The organism is Psychrosphaera aquimarina (genome assembly GCF_032461525.1).
Classification (GTDB): domain Bacteria; phylum Pseudomonadota; class Gammaproteobacteria; order Enterobacterales; family Alteromonadaceae; genus Psychrosphaera; species Psychrosphaera aquimarina.
This window is the reverse complement of the sequence record NZ_JAWCUA010000003.1, coordinates 31,199-50,794: the sequence shown is the minus strand read 5'-3', so window position 1 is coordinate 50,794 and position 19,596 is coordinate 31,199. Positions and strand designations below refer to the sequence as shown.

Here is a 19,596-nt window from a genome sequence, read left to right as displayed (position 1 = left end):
CTTCACTTGCTGTTTATAACTGCGAGGTGGTTTTGTACGGCCAAAAATTGGAAAACTTCAATAGTCGGTGACTCATTAATATTACGTTTTGGGCATATCCCTTAGTTTGATAAGCCAAGAACAAGAGGAAAGTTAGTATGTTTAAAACGATAAAAACCAACTTAAAACACTTTTTTATTACATTTTTTATTCTCTTTATAATGATTGTAACCTTTGGTATTTACCACGGGGCAGAAGCTAATTTAGATGAAGATAGGTTAGCCTTTAAGCTTGATAAAGAAGGCCCTCATATCTTTTTCGAAGATGACAAGATGGTCGTGAATTATGTTCGTGGTGGAAAACCAGAAGGTTTTTATAATGATCAAAGCATTCACTCAATAGAACATCAAGTCGCCGTAAAAGCGCATTTTCCATTAGATCAGGAAGATATTAACTTTACCGTCAGTTCGGTTATCAACACTCCAGAAGTTAGCTATGAAGACGAAAATCAAATTTTAGCGATTTCAGATATCGAGAGTGGCTATAAGGCATTTCGTGATTTTCTAATAGCCCACGGTGTTATTGATGAACAGTTGAATTGGCAGTTTGGTAAAGGTCATTTGGTATTAGTTGGAGACGCGGTTGACCGCGGTAATTCAGTGACTCAAGTATTGTGGTTTATTTACAAGTTGGAGCAAGAAGCTAAAAAGCATGGAGGTAATGTTCATTATATTATTGGTAACCATGAAATAAAAAATCTTCAAGGCAATTTCTACAGTGCCTCTGAAAAGTATCTGTATGTGGCTTCAATAGTTGGCAAAACACAACTGGATTTATACGGAGAAAATTCATTATTAGGTCGTTGGTTGGCAAGTAAAAACAGCATTGAAAGTATCAATGGTAACTTGTTTGTACATGGTGGTATTCATCCTAAATTAAGTGAATTTGATTATACCCTTGAGCAAATAAACCAGATTGTCCGCAGTAATTATAGAAAGCCATATTTTACTAAGCGAGAACGTGGTGATGAAGAGTTTTTAGTGTCATCTAAAACAGGACCGGCTTGGTATCGAGGTTATTTTAAAGATGATTTAAGCCAAGAGGATGTCGAAAAAGGGTTAGCCAAGTTTGATGCAAAATCGGTTGTTGTTGGTCATACATTACAATGGTCGGTTCAAAAACTGTATCAAGGAAAAGTGTTCGCGATAGATGTGAAACATCCAAATGATTACCGAGTTAGCTTTCCGGTAAGAAGCTCAGAGGGATTATTGATAGAAGGTGATGACTATTATCGGTTACTGGATGATGGTAGCAAAGAGTCATTGTAGCGTTTGTTGAGTGACTAAATACTTAATGAAGTTGGTATTATTCAACTTGTGATAAAAAAGCCTTAAACATGTTGTCATGTTTAAGGCTAAGTTATTTAAATTACAAAATACTTTCTAACGTTAATTCCATCATTTCTTTAAATGTATTTTCACGTTCATCGGCAGTGGTGACTTCACCGGTTTTAATATGATCACTAACCGTTAATACCGTTAATGCTTTTTTACCATATTCAGCCGCTACACCATAAAGGCCTGCCGCTTCCATTTCTACCGCTAGAATTCCATATTTTTCCATCTTGGCAAACATTTCTGGATTTGGGGTGTAAAACAGATCTGCAGTGAAAATATTACCCACATGTACATTTGTTTTTAATCGGTCAGCGGTATCTACTACTTTTTTCAATAAAGAAAAGTCTGCACAAGCCGCAAAATCAACATTGTTTAAACGTTGACGATTGACGTTAGAATCTGTACTTGCTGCCATCCCGATAACAATGTCACGTACATGAATATCGTCACGCACCGCGCCGCATGAACCAATACGAATGATCTCTTTTACGCCAAAATCTTTATACAGTTCAGTGGCATAGATAGAAACGCTAGGGATGCCCATACCAGAACCCATTACAGAAATAGGTTTACCTTTATAAGTACCAGTGTAACCAAACATATTACGGACACGTGTCACGCATTTGGCATTATCTAAAAAATTATCGGCAATGAATTTTGCTCTAAGAGGGTCGCCTGGCATTAATACTGTTTCGGCGAAATCGCCCATTTGGGCTTCAATGTGTGCTGTTGACATAAGAGTTAACCTTTTTGTTAAGAAGTATAACTCAGTAAGTTTCAAGCCAGACTGAGGGAATCAGTTCTGCTATCAAGGGTGTTTTACTGACAATTTAATATAAAATTATAAGTGATTAAAATGATTGTTTATCTTTGTATAACTATAAACAAACTTGTTAGTTTTAGAAAATGGATCAATAAGTTTTTAACTAAAAAAACGTTCTGTTATCCATTGGTACCCAACTCCGCCTAAATAAATACCAAAAATACCAACGATCCCTGATAGTACAGGTGGCGCCGGTAATGGCAATTTAAAAAATGAGAAAATAAGTCCCACTAAAACACCAATTGCTAGTGCTGTTAATATTTCGGCCATAACATTCCTTAATTGTTGAATATGGTGCCTTGCATTTATATGAACATTTACAACTTCAGCTGTACTGAAATTGGGCAATGATCAGTTAAATTTCTAGAAAGCTCTCTTGTATAAGTTTCAGTAAACACTAATTGATCAAAAGAGTTGTCTACGTATAATTTTTTAGCGTTCGGACTAAAAACGATATGGTCTATATAATCTTTGTAATATCCACCCCAGCATTTTGAGTCTGCTGTTGCCGTCGGAGTCCATAACTTCTCTTGACCTTCATCGTCTATGGCTTGCCATAAACCTTGTTCTTCTGAGTGATTAAAAGCAATGTCTTGAGAAAAACGACGATTAAAATCACCTAAAACCATATACGCTTTATTGTCTTTTGCTTGGTTATCAATCCATTGTTCTAATGGCTTAATTTGTTGACTTAAAATGGTACAAGCTTCTTTTCTGTGAATTTCTTTATCAGACGTGCTTGGCATAGCGCCAACGGTTTTACTATCTAAAGGATTAGCAAAACAACCTGACTTTAAATGAACAGCTAGTAGTGTTAGTTCTTTACCATTTCTTGAAAGTGTCAGCTCCATGCCGTTTCGAACACGGGCAACATCAAGCGCTTTATATTCTTGAGCAACAACCGTTAACCCTGAAGATTTTTTTACTGCTACACCAACACGTTGCACCCAGTCGCGAGTGGTAAAATAAAAGTCGTAATCATTGCCAAACACTTTTTTAGCCCATTCACCATTTTCTACTTCTTGTAATGCAATAACATCTGCGTTGAGGGCTTTGGCATAAGCGGCCAGTTTTTTATAATCGCTTTCTTTTCGTTCGTTGTACTCGTGTGAACCTAACCAGGCAATATTCCAAGATGCCACTTTAATGGTCTCTGATGTTGAATCGGCTGATGCATGATGAATACTAAATAAATTTAATAATAGAGTTAACGTGATTACAGCTAGACGTGTCATTTTTGCTCACTTATCTCAGAGAGATTACTACGATTTAATGCGCCAATAATTGGCAATTTACACATTATTTAAGAATTAGGTTAGATAATGTCCATTGGTATATTGCGGCTAATAATATCTTTCTTGACCAATTGGTCAATAGAAAATTAAAACAGGTAACGAAAGTTTAATATTTGTAAGTTCAGAAGTGACTTGACATCCATTCTTTGCTGTAAAAAGTGCTGAGACAAGAGAAGATAAATTGGAGTAGAAGTTGGTAGTACATTGTAAATACGGACTATTTCTTGCTTATTAAAAACACGTAAATTTTTAAGTTAACACAATTATGATCAGTAATATAAATACCACGACAACGTTGGTCGATCCAAGTTACAGTAATGTTGCTTCAACAGAGGCTACAGATAATGACAGCGAAACTTTATCAACCGATGTTCAAACCGATGCTAGCAGCAGTGATACGATTTCTCTATCAACGAGAGCACAGAAGTTGAGTGCGATTGCCAACGAATTTTTTAATGACAAACCTATAGATTCGTTAGATATAGGGCAATTAGTTGAACGCGTTTATGAATATGGTTTGATCAGCGCTACACAATATAGTGCGCTTGGTGGTGGTCAAGAAAGTGAGTCGGAACCAACGGCCACTGAAAGCGTTGTGCAGTATATCGACGACCTCAAAGCTAACTTAAAAGGATTGGGGGCTGATCATACATTTGGTGATGTGAGTTTGTCTGAAATACAAGCTGCGCTAGACCAATCTAGAAGTATCATTACCAAAGTTAACATGGAAGAAAATAATACACATTTAAGCCAGATTATTGCTCAAAGTAAGCAAGTACTAACGCAGGCTTTTGATTCTGACCAGTTTTCCAGTATGTCTGAAGATGATAAGTTAACCATGGCTAGCGTTATAAAAACGCTCACTGTGATTGAACAATTAAATACAAAACAAGCCGATAATTCATTAGCTAGTAAATATGCCAATGTCGCTTTGTATTAATCTTGAGGATTAAGCCACCATTGTGTTGTTTTTTCAGGAGTTTGTACTTTTACAGCTTCACCAAACATTGGGGTTAACAAGTTTACACCTTGGTCAGCGGCAAGGTCACTGATCCGTTGTAAAGGTTCAAACCAGTTATGCAGAGATAAGTCGAATGTACCGTTATGGATTGGCATCATCGCTTTACCTTTTAAATCTATGTGAGCTTGTAAGCTTTGTTCTGGAAACATATGAATTTCTGGCCACAGCTTGTTATAAGCGCCAGTTTCAATAAAGGTTAAATCAAATGGACCTAAACGATCTCCAATTTCTTTAAAGCCATTAAAATATCCAGAATCACCACTAAAATAGATGTTTGACTCCCAACCTTTTATCGCCCAACTGGCCCATAACGTCTCATCTTTGTCGAACAGACCTCTGCCCGAAAAATGCTGTGACGGTGTTGCGGTAATAGTTAAGGTTTCAATTTGAGTTGATTGCCACCAATCTAGCTCAGTAATTTTGTTTTCCGGTACACCCCAGTCACGCAAGTGTTGGCCAACTTTTAAGGGGGTTATGAAATACTCAACTTTGTCATTTAATGCCGATATTGCTTTTTTATCTAAATGATCATAGTGGTCATGGCTAATGATCACCGCTTTTATTTTAGGCAGTTGCTCAATAGAAATTGGCGGTTGATGAAATCGTTTTGGCCCCATCCATTGCACAGGTGATGCACGATCACTGAAAACAGGGTCAAATAATATTAAATCCTGATCGATACGTACTAATATGGTGGAGTGACCAAGTCTGAAAACCGTATCGGACTGATCTTGATTGAGTTGGTCAGCCGTTAAAGGTAATACCGGAATATCAAAGTTTGGCGTTGCATGAGTGCGATTGTCATTCCAAAAAGCTTTGATCATTTGATAAAAGTCACTGGCACTGGTTTTATAGTTTATTTCAGAGTTAGTGAATTTTTGAGTTTGCTCATTACTGTCAAACGCCTTTGCGCAACCAGAAGCCATAAGTATTAACCCTATAAGAATTGAAAATTTAAACATTATTGTTAACCACTAAAGTAAACTACACAGTGCAGTTTAAATTAAAAAATTGAAAAGTAAACTAACAAGTGTAAAAATGTTTGCTCAGGTATATTGAGACTAAGTCATGGCAGAACAAAAAAAGACAAGAAGTGTGATTAAACGTGAAGCTATTATTACGGGCGCCTTAGCTGCATTTCAACAATATGGTGTTGCCGATTCTAGCATGGACAAAATTGCGGAATTAGCGCAAGTCTCTAAACGAACCGTTTATAATCACTTTGAAAGCAAAGAAGTATTAGTTGCTGAAATCATTACCAGCGAGTGGGAAAAACGAACGGTTGTTTATGATGCATTATACGACGCCAATAAAAGTATAACGTTGCAGTTAACATCACTTGTTGCCAACGAAGTAGAGTTAATGTGTGACAGTGAAATGATGGAGTTGGTTCGTGTAGCCATGGCGCATTTCTTATTTGCGCCTGATACGTTACAACAACAAATGGCAAAAATGTTTGAACAAGAAACCGCACTACAACGTTGGTTGAAATTAGCCATGGCAGACGGAAAGTTAAAAACGTTAGATGTGAATTTTGCTCATGACCAAATTAAAGGATTATTGAAATCTCGTGCTTTTTGGCCTCAGCTATTACGTCAGCAAGAGCCTTTAACTGCTAATGAAAAAACAGAATTAGTTGATATGACGGTAGGTATGTTTTTAAGTTATTACCAAGCCTAAATAAGACAGCTCGTAATATGAAATTATCACTATTTCATTACTAACGATTTGTATTGGTTAATGTTTTGCTCAATGTAATCCGCTAAGTTGGTAACTAATGTTACTTTATCTTCATTAAAACTATCCACCTGAGCAAACAAAGACGTGAAATTAACGGTTCCGATCACATCGCCATTAGTGTCATGAATTGGTGCGGCTATGTAACTTTCTAACTTAACAGACAGATATACTGGGTGTTGCGACATATTATCCATAGTACCAACATGGTTGTAACGCATCACTTTATTCAGTTTATACACATCCCTGCAATAGGTGTCGTCCAGAGGGAAAACCATTCCAGCTTCAAACACACCTTTCATTTCGCTGTCGACCATGACTAATGTATAACTTTCACCGTTAATATAACTAACAATGGCCGTTTCCATATTTAACTCTTTTCTAACTGAATGTAATAGTGTCGATAACTGTTCGAGAAAACGTGTATTAGGCATTGATAACCTTTTATAGTTTGATCTAAACAAAGGCATAATCTTGTTTAGATATATATCGAGTTAAAGGTAAGGTGGCATAGAATACTGCGAGATTCAATGGCTTTAATCAATTGTAGCTAATTGTTAAAGCCATTAGATAGGAAGGTTAATTTGAATTAAAATTAGACGCTTGTGTTGATAATAGATGTTCTATCTTCTATATCAAATTCTTTAAATACTTGAGCCATAATAGACTCTTTGTCTTCATCAGTTAATTTGTCTGTATCACCACTTGCTAGCTTTTCTTCAACTAACTCAGCAAGGTAATCAACTAATGAGCTTATTTGATCGCTACTCTGTTTTGGAGGCGGTGGTGGTCTTTGACCTTGGTCGGCAACTTGCGCGATATCACCTAACTCTTTTGCATCAAAACCAAGCTCAGCCAACGATTCCTCAAGAGCAGCGCTTGGTTTGATGCCCGCTTCCGAAAACGTTTCGATTATAGATAATGCATCGGACTCTGTTAAATTTTCTGGATCATACTGTGACAATGTATCTGAAATTAATGTTTGTTGATCTTGTGTTAATTTTTGCTCACCTCTTGGAGGAGGTGGCGGCATTGACATGCCTGAACTTACTGAATTAATCATTACAGCCTCTCTTTGTTTTGTTTTTATGGTGTGGTGGTTTGTGATCTTCAAATTCTTGTTTACTGATGACTCCGTTTTGATCGGCATCAATCCGGACAAATATTTTTTGAGGGTCGCCATGAGGGTGTTTGTGTGAAGCAAACTCTTCGGTATCAATATCGCCATCAGAGTTAATGTCTAGTGTTGCAAAGTTTGGACGTTGTTTATGAGTCTTTTGACCTTGGTTGTCATTACTTGAACAACTTTCTTGGCCTGCCATTGTTGGCGCGGCTTGCACTAGGCTCGCCGTACTGAAAACTAAAGATAATAGTATGGTTGAATACACGCGCATGAAATGCTCCTGTCATCTAATGTTGAAATAACTTTCAACATTAGAGTAACGACAGAAGTTGCAAACATTGTGCAAACAAAGAGAAAGATAAACCGGTGTTATTTCAGAGTGTTATAAAACTAGACGGTAGCCGGTGCCATACACTGATTGAATCCAATCTTTACCATCACTGATGTCCGCTAATTTTTTACGCAGCTTTTTGATGTGACTATCGATAGTGCGGTAATTTACAATGCGATGATCAGAATACATATTTTGCATCAGTTGTTCACGAGTAAAAATTCGTTCAGGTTTATTGGCTAATGGTTTTAACAGCTGGAATTCAACCGAGGTTAAAGAAACTTCTTTATTATTAAACCCAACAATAAACCTATGTTCATCGAGCTGTAACTTATCAGAGCTTTGTTCTATCACTGTGGTTCTGCGTAATACGGCTTTAACGCGAGCAACCACTTCTCTAGGACTAAATGGTTTACAAATATAGTCGTCGGCACCTAACTCTAACCCTAATAATCGATCAATTTCATCCACTTTTGCCGTAAGCATTAATATTGGTATATTGGAAAATTGACGGATTTCTTTACATATATCAATGCCACTTTTGCCGGGCAACATAATGTCTAATATGATCGCATTAGGTTGATGTTCTTTAACCCAATCAACTACGTCATTGCCTTGATGTATCAAGTGGGGGGTATAATTCGCTTGTAAAAAATAGTCAGACAATAATGTGGCGAGTTTAATTTCATCTTCCACTATTAAGATAACATTCGACATATCAACATACCTTTCGTTATTTACGTTAGACTCAGAGGTAATTTAACAATTATGGATAGACCACCCGTAGGTGAGTGTTCAGCCGTTATTTCACCTTGATGCGCATTTACAATTAAACGACAAATGGACAAACCCAATCCCGCCCCGCCGGTTTTACGGTTTCGTGAAGCATCCACACGATACAGGTGTTCAAACAGGTGCTCTAAATGAACATCTTCGACTCCGATACCATTGTCTGCAAAAGTTAAAATAACCGAAGGAGTGTTGTTAATCTGCTCAACACTTAAAGAAATGTTTAATTGAGTGGATGATGAATATTTGATGCAATTGTTTATGATGTTTTCAAACAGCTGATATAACCTAGTTTTATCTACGTATACGTCCACGTCTTGATGTGGAATATTAAGATTTAATTTGATCCCTGAACTGGCTAAATAACTGCGGTATTTATCTTCTTCACTCGAAAGTATCTGAGCTAAGTTTTCTTGCTGTTTACGATAACGCATACCACCAATATCTGCACTGGTTAACAGGTTTAAATCATCAATCAGACGCTGTAAGTGTTTTACTTCGTCATGGGCAGAGGCAATATTGTCTTTTGTCAGAGGTCTAATATTATCCAACATGGCTTCTAGTTCACCACGTAAAATAGCAACAGGCGTGCGTAACTCATGGGAAATATTGGCTAACCAACGTTTTCTAGCGCTATCATTTTCCGCTAATGTCAACGCTAACTCGTTATAATCTCTAGCCATTTGACCAAGTTCATCTTGGCGTTTTAATTGAACGGACTGTTTATAATCCCCTTGGGTAAGCTGGTGCATACTTCGGCTAATCAGTTTGATAGGTCCAACTAAGTGCCTTGCCAGAGGTAAAGTAACTAACGTCACTAATATCATGGCTATTAATGCAATTATCCATAAGTAGTTTTGTTGTTTTTCTATGAAATCAATTTCGTAACCTTTGGTTAATTGATTACGTTTAGAAATGGCCAAATAACCAATAATCTCACCCTTAGTTTCTATTTTGGTTTGAGTGTATTCCTGATCATCCAAATACCTGCCAACAACGGTATTACCATTGATATCTAATAATGCATAAAAGGCTTCTATTTCTGGCTGGTGGGGGAGTTCTATGACCTCGGTCTTCTGGCAGATCGGTAAAGTTAGATTGTGACCTATCTGATTGTTTGCGGTCGTTGGTATTCCATTTCATTGAACGTCGTTCAGGAGGAGGCATTCTTCTTTTAGGGGAAAATTCACTGCCCTTTAATTGTTCTTTGATTAACCGAATAAATTTGCCATTCTCACCGTGCATAGAGAGCCAGTTGTTTTCTTTATTATATTCATTCGCAAGTAAAGCGGTGACTGGTTTTAAGGCTTCTACTTCTTTGGTATTAACGTAACTAATCATGCCTTTGCCAATGCTCCATTGCATAAGCAACACTAACATTGTGACGAGTAAAAGGCTAAAACCAAAGAATACCAAAAACAGTTTATTTTGAATTTTCATTGTAAAACAAAACCCTTTATTTAACGTTAACTAATCATTAATTGAATAATCTGTTGGTAAAAGCACATTTGCTTTATAAACCCTAGAACGGGGGATATGGCTAAGGTGATTACAACATAGTCGGTAGGATAATAAAGTAATGTGCAAATAAAGTGCATAATTTAAAATAACCGTGCCCTTGCAATCTTTTATTTGAACAAGAAGTTGGTATTTATAAAGCTATTTTTATTTGCTCAATTTGATTATCAAATATGTCGTCAATTGCACTAATCGTATCTGTTGCCAATGTGAAATAATCGTTTGGATTAATAGTAATGGCTTGTTTTTGAATAAGCTCATCTTCAATGACTTTACTGAGAGTAAGCATTTTATTTTGTGCATTGGTTAATAAGGTATTGTGTTGTTGACGGAAATCATCCAAACACGATAATTTAGACAAAGTATCTTTACTGGTTTTGATGATATTTTGCTCCAAAAACGATAACCGGATTTTATCAACACTGTTGCAGTTACCTATGGTTGCAACCCCAACACCTATCGCTCTTGTTTGACCAATAGCTTCCGTTGAGGCAACCAGTTCACGCCATACAAAACCAACGTTGGGCATGGTTGGTAATGACAATGAACTTAAGTGACTACTTTCGGCTTCGTCCTCTAATACATATAACAAATTTGCAATCATCGTTGTGTGTTGTTTAAAGTTGTTTTGGGGATCGCGTTCTGTATTATTATTATTGGTTAATCGTCCCCAATGATCTAGAAATGATACCCACCTATGGTTCTTGGCCACTTTGCTGTGGCTTAGATCATGACAGATGTTATTGATGGTACGTTCAATGGTTGCAATTTCCGCTGATTTTGCATTATCACCATTTAATTTAGCTGAACTTAATCCTCGGTGTTTTTGCACTAAACTGATCAATAATTTTATACTCCCGATATTAGCTAACCCATGAAGTTGTAGTGTTTGATTGTTTTTAACTTTTATATTGTGGATCACTGCAACGGCTAAGGTGATAAGGATGACGATAAATATATACATGTTAATGCCTCGCTATTTTATTGAGTTAACATCTTTAAATGCCCAGCAACGATTTCCGTTTCTTTCACAATTTGCGCATTATCGCGAGCGCCTTGTACAACGAGTTCTATATGTTGTGAAATTTCAAGCGTCGCGGCACTTTGTTGTTCGGCGGTAGTCGACACACTTTCCATTTTTTGCTGCACTAGGTCCGTGGCTGTTGATATGTCGACGAGAGCATCATCCACCAAGCTAGATTGAGATTCACAATGCGTTGTTTGTTGGACTACATTGGACATGTTTTGGGCGATTTTTTTGCTTTGGCTTAATACTGTATTAACGTTATTACCTATACTATCAGCTGCATCTCTAGCTCGATGCGCTAATGCTCGCACTTCCTCTGCGACAACGGCAAAACCTCTTCCCATTTCTCCGGCTCGAGCTGCTTCAATAGATGCATTTAATGCTAATAAATTGGTTTGATCAGCGATGCCTTGAATAGACTCAGATGTCGAAGATACTATGGTTGCTAATTGTTCCAATCGTTGGATGTCTTGTTGTGTTTCTTTAGCTTCAGTTAACACGACATCGAGTGATGATTTTAAATCTAGGATAGTATTACGTCCGCTTTGAGCGGCTTGATTTGCATGTTTAGATGAAACATGAACATCGCTTATACGATCATTAACTTCAATTAAAGAGTGACTCATTTCATTAATTGCAGCTGCGGTTGAACTCGTCGCGTCAGATTGTTTTTGTACATTGACTGACACCGCTTGTGCTTTGTCAATCACTTGAGAGGCTGAATAATCCACCTCACTGAGTTTGTCATGGTGCTGGTTATTAACCCGACTTAACTCACGGTATGAATTCATAAATTGTTCAATTGCGTCAACTGGCAGCAAAGTTTGGATAGTTAATTTACGATAATCAAACGACTCAGCATCAAAATTAATTAACAACCCTTTAAAGTTTGATAATTCCATAGATAAGATTAAAACCAAAGATAAACACAGATAAAATGTAATAAGTGCATAGAGCGGAATGAGTGTTGGATGGATATTAATATTGGTGGATAAGGATATAGGAAAAAAGGCAAAAACAAGCAGCAATAAAGAGGAAATATAAGCGTTAAAGCCGATAAATTTAATTAATTGTCGAGCAGGCCAAGTAAAAGTGATTAACATTTAATATTGAAACTCAAGTCCGTTGAAGAGCTTAATTACTTCAATATATATTCCAGTTTATAACTAGCTGAAATTTAAAACAAAAGACGATTGGCGTGAGTGTTTATTGAACTAAAATGGTGCAAAAGTTAATCATCTTGCTCTAGTTTGGCTTTTTTTATGAGCAGAACTATATAAAAGAGGATGGGCTGTAATTTAAATATAATCGTGTTAACTAATGACTTGGTTTCGGCCACTTTCCTTCGCTTGATAAAGGTTTTCATCCGCATGTTTTAACCATTCTTCCCAGGTTTTTTCTTTATCAACTTCCGCCAACCCTATGCTTAACGTTGGGGTGATATCATATTCAAAATCAAGTTTGCTTAACTCTTGTTGAACGTTATTGGCAAAAGCCCGTGCATTTTGCAAATTAGCATTAAATAAAACGATTAAAAACTCCTCCCCACCTAATCGATAAACTTTATCCACGTTGCGAGTACGTGTTTCTAATAATTCAGCGATTTTAATAAGGACTTTATCACCAACATCATGGCCATGTTGGTCATTAATTAACTTAAAGTGATCGATGTCAATACTCGCTAATGTCATTGGTGTGACAGTTCGATTGTGTTGCTCAATCGCTAGGGATATGTGCTCTTCAAGTGTTAAGCGATTTAACAGTCCGGTTAACGGATCTGTGATGGCTAATTTATGTAATTTATTCTGTTGATCCATAATCACGTTAACAAATAAACTGGAAAGGGCGCCTACAGTAATGAGCGTGCCATATATTCTGAGAGCAAACGAGGGATCAAATTGACTTAAAATCTCTGGGGAAAGAATAACGATAAGTAAGGTATTTGATATCAAGGCTTGGCGTTGCTGCATGATGAAATTGACAACAACTAATGTCGGAAAACACCATAAAATTCCTATAATTCCTCTATCTACAAGTAGGTTGTACATCAGAAAGTAAGCAATTGGCATTAATACAAAAAAAGCAATATTACCCTTGTATTGCCTCTGACTGTTCATGTTAAAACTGATATAAAAAATACAGCAACAAATAATAAAAATGAGTCCACCAACTAAGAAGTCACCTTGCACAAAATTGGCAATTGAAAATGGTGTCACGCATATTAATAAAACGAGTGCCAACCTATGAATAATTTTATGCATAGAGATAGGCATAGCGTTTTTGTCATCCGTTGTTAATTTGATTTTAGCCACTTAATTTCCATCTAAGTATTTACTATTTTCAATAAGATAAAGGTAGTTTAATTTCAGATAATAACCTAACTAAGTTATGAGTGAAAACGTTGAGATATAATACATATTTAAACCAAAAAAACATAGGTTTATAGGATTAGTACTGTGCAAATGGAGTTGAGGCAATTATAGTAAAGACACAAATATAACGATGCGGAATCGTTAAATGAACAAAATAAAAAAACAACTCAATACTATTGTCCTTGGTCTTATCTTGACCATTCTTTTTGCGACCCTAGTAAATCCAAGCATCGCAATAATAAAAACAACAATAGATAGGATTGAAGGGATAATTTATGACGTTCGTTTAAACGCAACATTGCCTGAAAAAGTACGAGAGTCCGACCATAATATTTTTGTTGTCGATATTGATGAAAAAGCGATCAAAGATTACGGCCGTTTTCCTTGGACTCGACATACTATCAAACAACTTATCACTAATTTGGTTGATGCTGGTGTTGTCGTCATTGCCTTCGATGTTATCTTCCCTGAACCTGAATTAAATCCGTTAGACACTGTATTTAATACTGATATAGGGCAACGATTATCGGGCATTACTGCCGAGCAATTAAGCGCACTGCGGGACGAACTTGATGCAGATACACAAATGGCACAAGTGTTAGGTGACACGGATATCGTCTTAGGTGTGTTATTTCAACAAGAAGCGTCCGTTCAAGTAGGTAAGCTAAAAGACTCAACCGTAAACTTACTGGATAAATCAGCCGTTCAAGTACAAAGCTTAAACTTCCCTGGGCAACTCGCTAACTTAGACGTATTACAACAAGCGGCGTACGGACAAGGATTTATCAATTCAGCGCCAGATCCCGATGGTTTTATTCGAAGAGCCGCTTTGGTAATTCAACATAACGGACAGTTTTACCCTTCGTTGGCGCTTGAAGCTGCAAGGTTGTATAACCTATCTGAGACAATAGATCTCGAAACGACTCAGTTGCCGCATACCGACCATCACAGTATAACCGCAGTTAAATTTGGCAATAATAGAATACCGACGGATGAGTATGGTCGTGTTTTAGTGCCTTTTCGTGGAGGACAAAAATCATTTCCATATTACTCTGCCGCAGACGTGTTAAATGGCAGTTTAACTTCTGAAGAGCTCGAAGGAGGCATCGCTTTTATCGGTACCTCTGCTGTTGGGTTGGCTGATTTACGTTCAACTTCTGTAGGTCTGCAATACCCAGGAGTTGAAGTTCACGCGAATATTTTGGAGGGGATTTTACAAACGGACCTATTTTCATACCGCCCAGATTGGTGGCAAGGTGCCTTGTTAATACAGATACTGTTGCTGGGCATTATCTTGTCCGTTGCTTTGCCATTATTGGGTCCTATGAATATGGCCATTCTTGGCGGGGTATCTTTTGCGTTTGTTGTTGGTTTTAACCTATTTATGTGGGACCAAAAAATCGCTCTGCCAGTTACTCAACCACTTGGCTTGGTGCTCGTTATAACATTTTATAATTTAGCCAGAGGCTTTTTTGCTGAAAACAGTAACAAACAAAAGATTAAATCTATGTTCGACCAATATGTCCCGCCTGCTCATATCGACAAAATGTTGAATGACCCAAGCGGTGTTTCGTTAGAGGGAGAACGTAAAGAAATGTCGGTGTTGTTTTCCGATATTCGTAGTTTCACTAGTATCTCTGAAAAGTTATCGGCGAATGATTTAAAAGACTTATTAAACGAGTATTTTTCACCAATCACAAAAAGCATTTTTGAACATCAAGGTACAATTGATAAGTACGTTGGTGACATGGTTATGGCATTTTGGGGCGCGCCGCTAAACGACCCTAACCATGCCGAAAATGCCGTTATTGGTGGTTTTGATATGTTAAAAATCACCGCTGAATTACGCCAACAATTTTTGGAGAAAGATTGGCCAGCAATCTATGTTGGTATAGGTATTAATACCGGTGACATGAACGTTGGTGATATGGGATCAGAGTACCGCCGAGCGTATACCGTGCTGGGCGATGCGGTAAATTTAGGCTCGCGATTGGAAAGTTTAACCAAGTTTTATGGTTTAGAGTTTCTAGTAAGTGAATTCACCAAAGCACAATGTCCTAACATTTTATTTAGGCCTGTGGATAAAGTAAAAGTAAAAGGGAAAGAAGAAGCGGTAGCTATTTTTGAACCTGTATGTGAAAGCAAAGATTTAACTGCAGAATTAGAACAAGAGTTAAAAGAATTGGATGTGGCTTACCATTTATATTTGGCGCAAAAGTGGGACCAAGCTAACTTGGCCTATAAAACTTTGTTAAGTCAGTATCCAAACAGAAAGATATATCAGATATATATAGAAAGAATTGAACAGCTTAAATACGTTGAATTAGAAGCGGATTGGGACGGTTCATTCACCCATACGTCCAAATAGAGACCTTGTTCGACGTTGAATAAGTTAGGGGCATTAAACTAGGTAATGTATGAAATTTAGAATAATAGGATTGGTTGTTGCACTATTATTAGTTTTATTAAGCGCGCATCCAGTAAAAGCGAAGGACGTTGTGATGTCAGGGGCAGAACGCTCAGACTATTTTACCCAAGCACTCTCCTTGGCTTTATCTTATGCACCCGAAAAACAATATCAAATTAAGTTTATCAATTTTGATGTACCTAAATTAAGGGCTTTAAAACTGATAGCCAATCATGAAGGGATAGATGTTATCCCCGCCGGTGCAACCGTAGAACGGCAAGAATTAGTAAACCCTATAAGATTGCCTTTATTAAAAGGTTTGTTTGGTTGGCGAGTGCCACTGATTTTAGAAAAAAATAAAGACATGTTTTTCCAAAAACAGACAGACGTTGAATTTAAGCAGCATATTGCAGGACAGTTATACACCTGGTCAGATACAAAAATTCTAGAAAGTAATGGTATTAAGGTCCTAAAAGGGAGCAAGTTTCTTGGCCTGTTTACCATGTTAGAAAAGGAAAGGTTTGATTACTTCCCTCGTTCCATGTTGGAAGTAGAAGGGGAGTATCACAGGTTTAAACACCATGGGATAATCATAGAGCCAAATATTATTCTACATTACCCTACAGCTTATTATTTTTATGTAAGTAAACAAAATGTGGAGTTGCATAATGATATTAGAAATGGACTCGAATTAGCCATTGACGATGGCCGTTTAAACACACTATTTAAACAACATTTTGGTGACATCATTACCAGGATAAATCTAAAAAACAGACGTTTAATAGAATTAAATAATCCATTTTTGCCGCCCGACGTTCCATTAAACCGCAAAGAATTATGGTTGGACGTAGAGCAATATATTGATAACAACGTTAATTGAAGTCGTTATCTATCTCACTTTTTAAGAGTAACCAAAAAATGAAATTTAGCTTTAACGTAGAAGACGCAAGTCAAGTATTTGTAGGTGCATTTGCTTTAGCTGTGCCGATTTCATTTTCTGAAGAAGCGTGGAAGTTAGGTGAGACTTTACCATTAATAAATTTGTTTATGTTGTTTGGTTTATCGGTTTTATTTCTTGGTTTGTTTACTTATCAAAGTGTGTTTCAAAAGAATATAACAACACGTAAAACTGCTTTTGTGTTTCGTATTGTGATTGCTTATATCATCACTGCGTTTGTGGTTGCATTAGTATTATTCTGCTTGGATAAATTGCCTTTATTTGAAGACCCCATGACCTCATTAAATCGCATAGTGGTGATTACAATGCCTGCGTCTATGGGCGCCATTGTGGTAGACAGTTTAGATAAAGAGTGAACACAGTTAATACTCAACATACAAAATAACACTAATAAAAACGTCACTTCTATTTAGGTGCGACAATTTGTCGCATTGAGTCCTAGTTAGATAAAAATCATAATACGATCATCAAGTTGGACTAATTGCCAAGTAACCAGATTACGAGTTGTTAGTCCGCATAAATGTTTATTTTATATTAAACAAATACCAGAGAATATTATGAAATTGAGTTCTAAAAGCAAAGTGAGTTTATTGTCATTAGCGACTGTTTTTATGTTAAACGCATGCAGTAGTGACATGGAAAATGAAACCTCGATGACGGAGTTTTCGTTAAATTTCACGGCCATGAGTGGGTCAGAAGAAGTAAGTTGTGACACTGTATTGTCTGGTTTTGGAACGGAAGGGCATTATTCTATTGGTGTGAGTGATTTACGTTTTTACGTTAGTAATCTAGCATTTTATGATCAATACGGCGCTGAAATTGAAATGGCGTTTAATGACAACGAGTTTCAGTTAAATCATGATAAAGGTTTTGTCGGTCTAATCGATTTAACCAGCAACAGCACGGGCAGTTGTGCCTCGGATGCTATCGCTAATGGTGAAGGTACCGCTAGAACGAATAAAATGATAACAGGCATGATGTTAGACATAGGTGTTAACAAAGTGACATTTGACTTAGGTGTCCCTCAAGCCGTTATGAAAGAGGTTATTACGACCCAAAGTGCTGAAGATGCGCCATCGCCATTAAATGAAATGTATTGGTCTTGGGCTTCAGGATATCGTCATTTTGTAATGAACTTTGCCATTGAGAGTATGATGGGCTCGAAAGGTGAAGGATATTTACATATTGGGAGCCGAGGTTGTGGTGATGATGGTGGTCTATTAGCGTTAGAAAACAAAGAACGTTGTGATTTTGTTAATACCGCCAAAGTCGAACTCAATAATTTTGATCCTAATATCAATCAAGTTGTCATCGATATTGACAACTTACTTGCTGACTTAGCGTTTTCAGCGTCCATGAGTGGGCATGGAAGTCACAGTGCGACGGCAGAAAATGACGATGAAATGACCATGGACGCACCATCTGTGACATGTCACTCAACAAGCCCGGATATGCAGGCAGACTGCGGTCCAATATTCAATAACCTCGGTTTAGCCACAGAAGATGGCAGCGCTACGGTCAGTGGTAACAAGGTTGTTACGCTTAAATAAGTCTTCCTATTGGGGCTCAGGCCCCTTTATTTTAATTAAAAAGAATCACTATCTTGAGAACTTTAAAAATCGGTTTGGTAATACGTATTGTGTCGTTGAGTGCCGCATTGTTTAGTGTAACTGGATGCGAACAAGATTCAAGTACCATCATTGAAACCAGTAGTGACAATCGGTCAGTCAGAGAGATATTAGATCTTCCTGATCATATGCCCACACCAGCGATTCCAGATTTTAACCCGTTAACTAATGCCAAAATCCAACTGGGACGTTTTTTATTTTACGACCCAAAGCTCTCTGCCAACCAAGTACAATCTTGTGCGTCATGTCATAACCAATCATTAGCGTTTGCCGACGGTATTGCACAACCGTTAGGTTCAACCGGTCATCAGTTGGTCAGAAACAGCCAAGGCTTAGCCAATGTTATTTATCACTCCACTTTAACCTGGAGTAATGATGGCTTTTTAGAACTTGAAGATCAGTTAAATGTACCAATTCGAGCTGATAACCCAATAGAGCTAGGGGTCACAGATGCAAAGCTCGATGAAGTTTTATTACGGTTTGAACAAGACCCTCAATATGTAGAAATGTTTGCTATTGCGTTTCCAGATAGTGATTCAAATATCACAATGAATAAGATCATATTTTCATTGGCGAGTTTTGTCAGAACGATGATCAGTGCATCTAGCCCATACGATCAATATTTAGCGGGTGATAAGTCAGCGTTAACTCAGCAACAGATCACGGGTTTTCAGTTATTTAATGGTGAAAAGTTTGAATGTTTCCATTGTCATTCAGGCATTAATTTTTCATCTTCTTACCGAGACGCCAATACCGCCAGTGATGCCATCCAGTTCCCATTTTTTAATAATGGTTTGTATAATGTAAGCGGAGATGGCAGTTACCCAAGTGATGATCAAGGTTTGTATGATTTATCACTTAATCCTGCAGATAAAGGCTTTTTAGGCCGCAAAGCTTACGGAATATCGAGTTAACCGCACCTTATATGCACGATGGCAGTATCGCAACGTTACGGGAAGTCATAGAGCATTATGCGAGAGGTGGTAGTTTAACTGAGTCCGGTATTAATGCGGGGGACGGACGTTTAAGTCCACTTAAGTCAGGTTTAATTCAGGGGTTCGACGCGACCGATGAAGAAATTGATGCGGTTATCGCATTTTTAGAGTCTCTTACCGATGAAGAGTTTATTACGTCACCCAAATTTTCCAACCCTTTTGAAGAATGATCCCATGCGAAAAATTACCCCCTATA

22 protein-coding genes are annotated in these 19,596 nt (G+C 37.4%); 9 read left to right on the top strand and 13 right to left on the bottom strand.

Going from position 1 to position 19,596, the window contains the following annotated elements; translation table 11 throughout:
- Positions 1 to 137 precede the first annotated feature (137 nt).
- A complete protein-coding gene (locus RT723_RS03290) occupies positions 138 to 1,307 on the top strand; it encodes a metallophosphoesterase (RefSeq protein ID WP_315945887.1) in 1,170 nt (389 codons plus the stop codon).
- A 100-nt stretch (positions 1,308 to 1,407) separates the two neighbouring features.
- On the opposite strand, the gene deoD is transcribed toward RT723_RS03290, so the two are convergent.
- The 3 genes from deoD to RT723_RS03275 form a co-directional block, all read right to left on the bottom strand.
- Entirely contained in the window at positions 1,408 to 2,112 is a 705-nt protein-coding gene (deoD, locus tag RT723_RS03285) for a purine-nucleoside phosphorylase (RefSeq protein WP_315945886.1), read from the bottom strand.
- Between the two features lie 186 nt (positions 2,113 to 2,298).
- Positions 2,299 to 2,469: a XapX domain-containing protein gene (locus RT723_RS03280; RefSeq protein ID WP_216056074.1), complete on the bottom strand. Its 171-nt coding sequence runs from the start codon at positions 2,467 to 2,469 to the stop codon at positions 2,299 to 2,301.
- Positions 2,470 to 2,516: 47 nt separating this feature from the next.
- Positions 2,517 to 3,434, bottom strand: a complete 918-nt coding sequence (locus tag RT723_RS03275) for an endonuclease/exonuclease/phosphatase family protein (protein WP_216056073.1) — start codon at positions 3,432 to 3,434, stop codon at positions 2,517 to 2,519.
- A 325-nt stretch (positions 3,435 to 3,759) separates the two neighbouring features.
- Between RT723_RS03275 and RT723_RS03270 the strand changes: the two genes are divergently transcribed.
- Positions 3,760 to 4,434, top strand: coding sequence for a hypothetical protein (locus RT723_RS03270; protein ID WP_315945885.1), 675 nt, complete (start codon positions 3,760 to 3,762; stop codon positions 4,432 to 4,434).
- Here the strand turns inward: RT723_RS03270 and RT723_RS03265 are convergent.
- Positions 4,431 to 5,441, bottom strand: a complete 1,011-nt coding sequence (locus tag RT723_RS03265; RefSeq protein ID WP_315945884.1) for an MBL fold metallo-hydrolase — start codon at positions 5,439 to 5,441, stop codon at positions 4,431 to 4,433. The two genes, RT723_RS03270 and RT723_RS03265, sit on opposite strands and share 4 nt — an antisense overlap.
- A 142-nt stretch (positions 5,442 to 5,583) precedes the next feature.
- Here RT723_RS03265 and RT723_RS03260 point away from each other — a divergent pair, with 142 nt between their 5' ends.
- Positions 5,584 to 6,195, top strand: a complete 612-nt coding sequence (locus tag RT723_RS03260) for a TetR/AcrR family transcriptional regulator (RefSeq protein WP_315945883.1) — start codon at positions 5,584 to 5,586, stop codon at positions 6,193 to 6,195.
- A 29-nt stretch (positions 6,196 to 6,224) separates the two neighbouring features.
- Here the strand turns inward: RT723_RS03260 and RT723_RS03255 are convergent, their stop codons facing one another.
- The 9 genes from RT723_RS03255 to RT723_RS03215 form a co-directional block, all read right to left on the bottom strand.
- Positions 6,225 to 6,686 carry a GAF domain-containing protein gene (locus tag RT723_RS03255; protein WP_315945882.1) on the bottom strand — a complete coding sequence of 154 codons (462 nt, stop codon included), beginning with the start codon at positions 6,684 to 6,686 and terminating at the stop codon, positions 6,225 to 6,227.
- A 161-nt stretch (positions 6,687 to 6,847) separates the two neighbouring features.
- A complete protein-coding gene (locus tag RT723_RS03250) occupies positions 6,848 to 7,315 on the bottom strand; it encodes a hypothetical protein (RefSeq protein WP_216056065.1) in 468 nt (155 codons plus the stop codon).
- Entirely contained in the window at positions 7,308 to 7,646 is a 339-nt protein-coding gene (locus RT723_RS03245) for an EF-hand domain-containing protein (protein ID WP_315945881.1), read from the bottom strand. Before RT723_RS03245 ends, RT723_RS03250 begins: the two co-directional genes overlap by 8 nt.
- Positions 7,647 to 7,757: 111 nt before the next feature.
- Positions 7,758 to 8,423, bottom strand: a complete 666-nt coding sequence (locus RT723_RS03240) for a response regulator (RefSeq protein ID WP_315945880.1) — start codon at positions 8,421 to 8,423, stop codon at positions 7,758 to 7,760.
- 20 nt (positions 8,424 to 8,443) lie between these two features.
- Positions 8,444 to 9,478: an ATP-binding protein gene (locus RT723_RS03235; protein ID WP_315945879.1), complete on the bottom strand. Its 1,035-nt coding sequence runs from the start codon at positions 9,476 to 9,478 to the stop codon at positions 8,444 to 8,446.
- A 19-nt stretch (positions 9,479 to 9,497) separates the two neighbouring features.
- Positions 9,498 to 9,935, bottom strand: a complete 438-nt coding sequence (locus tag RT723_RS03230; protein ID WP_315945878.1) for a hypothetical protein — start codon at positions 9,933 to 9,935, stop codon at positions 9,498 to 9,500.
- A 211-nt stretch (positions 9,936 to 10,146) separates the two neighbouring features.
- Complete coding sequence (locus RT723_RS03225; protein ID WP_315945877.1) at positions 10,147 to 10,977, bottom strand: nitrate- and nitrite sensing domain-containing protein; 831 nt, start codon at positions 10,975 to 10,977, stop codon at positions 10,147 to 10,149.
- 17 nt (positions 10,978 to 10,994) lie between these two features.
- Positions 10,995 to 12,143 (bottom strand): methyl-accepting chemotaxis protein, encoded by a 1,149-nt coding sequence (locus tag RT723_RS03220; protein WP_315945876.1) that lies wholly within the window; start codon positions 12,141 to 12,143, stop codon positions 10,995 to 10,997.
- Positions 12,144 to 12,353: 210 nt separating this feature from the next.
- Positions 12,354 to 13,352, bottom strand: coding sequence for a GGDEF domain-containing protein (locus RT723_RS03215; protein WP_315945875.1), 999 nt, complete (start codon positions 13,350 to 13,352; stop codon positions 12,354 to 12,356).
- A 205-nt stretch (positions 13,353 to 13,557) separates the two neighbouring features.
- Here RT723_RS03215 and RT723_RS03210 point away from each other — a divergent pair, with 205 nt between their 5' ends.
- The 6 genes from RT723_RS03210 to RT723_RS03185 all read left to right on the top strand — a co-directional run bounded on the left by RT723_RS03210 (position 13,558) and on the right by RT723_RS03185 (position 19,570).
- A complete protein-coding gene (locus RT723_RS03210; RefSeq protein WP_315945874.1) occupies positions 13,558 to 15,780 on the top strand; it encodes a CHASE2 domain-containing protein in 2,223 nt (740 codons plus the stop codon).
- 49 nt (positions 15,781 to 15,829) lie between these two features.
- The gene (locus RT723_RS03205) at positions 15,830 to 16,699 is read left to right on the top strand and encodes a hypothetical protein (RefSeq protein ID WP_315945873.1); all 870 of its coding nucleotides are present in this window, start codon (positions 15,830 to 15,832) and stop codon (positions 16,697 to 16,699) included.
- 38 nt (positions 16,700 to 16,737) lie between these two features.
- Complete coding sequence (locus RT723_RS03200; RefSeq protein WP_315945872.1) at positions 16,738 to 17,133, top strand: DUF2391 family protein; 396 nt, start codon at positions 16,738 to 16,740, stop codon at positions 17,131 to 17,133.
- Between the two features lie 201 nt (positions 17,134 to 17,334).
- On the top strand, positions 17,335 to 18,327 hold the full coding sequence (locus tag RT723_RS03195) for an MbnP family copper-binding protein (RefSeq protein WP_315945871.1): 993 nt from the start codon (positions 17,335 to 17,337) through the stop codon (positions 18,325 to 18,327).
- Between the two features lie 53 nt (positions 18,328 to 18,380).
- Positions 18,381 to 19,319 (top strand): cytochrome c peroxidase, encoded by a 939-nt coding sequence (locus tag RT723_RS03190; RefSeq protein WP_315945870.1) that lies wholly within the window; start codon positions 18,381 to 18,383, stop codon positions 19,317 to 19,319.
- 11 nt (positions 19,320 to 19,330) lie between these two features.
- On the top strand, positions 19,331 to 19,570 hold the full coding sequence (locus tag RT723_RS03185; RefSeq protein WP_315945869.1) for a hypothetical protein: 240 nt from the start codon (positions 19,331 to 19,333) through the stop codon (positions 19,568 to 19,570).
- The last annotated feature ends 26 nt before the right edge of the window (positions 19,571 to 19,596 follow it).

Bases quoted from the DNA above. Each gene is read 5' to 3' on its own strand.
- RT723_RS03290 (WP_315945887.1), top strand. From the start codon at position 138: ATGTTTAAAACGATAAAAACCAACTTAAAACACTTTTTTATTACATTT.
- deoD (WP_315945886.1), bottom strand. From the start codon at position 2,112: ATGTCAACAGCACACATTGAAGCCCAAATGGGCGATTTCGCCGAAACA.
- RT723_RS03280 (WP_216056074.1), bottom strand. From the start codon at position 2,469: ATGGCCGAAATATTAACAGCACTAGCAATTGGTGTTTTAGTGGGACTT.
- RT723_RS03275 (WP_216056073.1), bottom strand. From the start codon at position 3,434: ATGACACGTCTAGCTGTAATCACGTTAACTCTATTATTAAATTTATTT.
- RT723_RS03270 (WP_315945885.1), top strand. From the start codon at position 3,760: ATGATCAGTAATATAAATACCACGACAACGTTGGTCGATCCAAGTTAC.
- RT723_RS03265 (WP_315945884.1), bottom strand. From the start codon at position 5,441: ATGGCTTCTGGTTGCGCAAAGGCGTTTGACAGTAATGAGCAAACTCAA.
- RT723_RS03260 (WP_315945883.1), top strand. From the start codon at position 5,584: ATGGCAGAACAAAAAAAGACAAGAAGTGTGATTAAACGTGAAGCTATT.
- RT723_RS03255 (WP_315945882.1), bottom strand. From the start codon at position 6,686: ATGCCTAATACACGTTTTCTCGAACAGTTATCGACACTATTACATTCA.
- RT723_RS03250 (WP_216056065.1), bottom strand. From the start codon at position 7,315: ATGATTAATTCAGTAAGTTCAGGCATGTCAATGCCGCCACCTCCTCCA.
- RT723_RS03245 (WP_315945881.1), bottom strand. From the start codon at position 7,646: ATGCGCGTGTATTCAACCATACTATTATCTTTAGTTTTCAGTACGGCG.
- RT723_RS03240 (WP_315945880.1), bottom strand. From the start codon at position 8,423: ATGTCGAATGTTATCTTAATAGTGGAAGATGAAATTAAACTCGCCACA.
- RT723_RS03230 (WP_315945878.1), bottom strand. From the start codon at position 9,935: ATGAAAATTCAAAATAAACTGTTTTTGGTATTCTTTGGTTTTAGCCTT.
- RT723_RS03225 (WP_315945877.1), bottom strand. From the start codon at position 10,977: ATGTATATATTTATCGTCATCCTTATCACCTTAGCCGTTGCAGTGATC.
- RT723_RS03220 (WP_315945876.1), bottom strand. From the start codon at position 12,143: ATGTTAATCACTTTTACTTGGCCTGCTCGACAATTAATTAAATTTATC.
- RT723_RS03210 (WP_315945874.1), top strand. From the start codon at position 13,558: ATGAACAAAATAAAAAAACAACTCAATACTATTGTCCTTGGTCTTATC.
- RT723_RS03205 (WP_315945873.1), top strand. From the start codon at position 15,830: ATGAAATTTAGAATAATAGGATTGGTTGTTGCACTATTATTAGTTTTA.
- RT723_RS03200 (WP_315945872.1), top strand. From the start codon at position 16,738: ATGAAATTTAGCTTTAACGTAGAAGACGCAAGTCAAGTATTTGTAGGT.
- RT723_RS03195 (WP_315945871.1), top strand. From the start codon at position 17,335: ATGAAATTGAGTTCTAAAAGCAAAGTGAGTTTATTGTCATTAGCGACT.
- RT723_RS03185 (WP_315945869.1), top strand. From the start codon at position 19,331: ATGCACGATGGCAGTATCGCAACGTTACGGGAAGTCATAGAGCATTAT.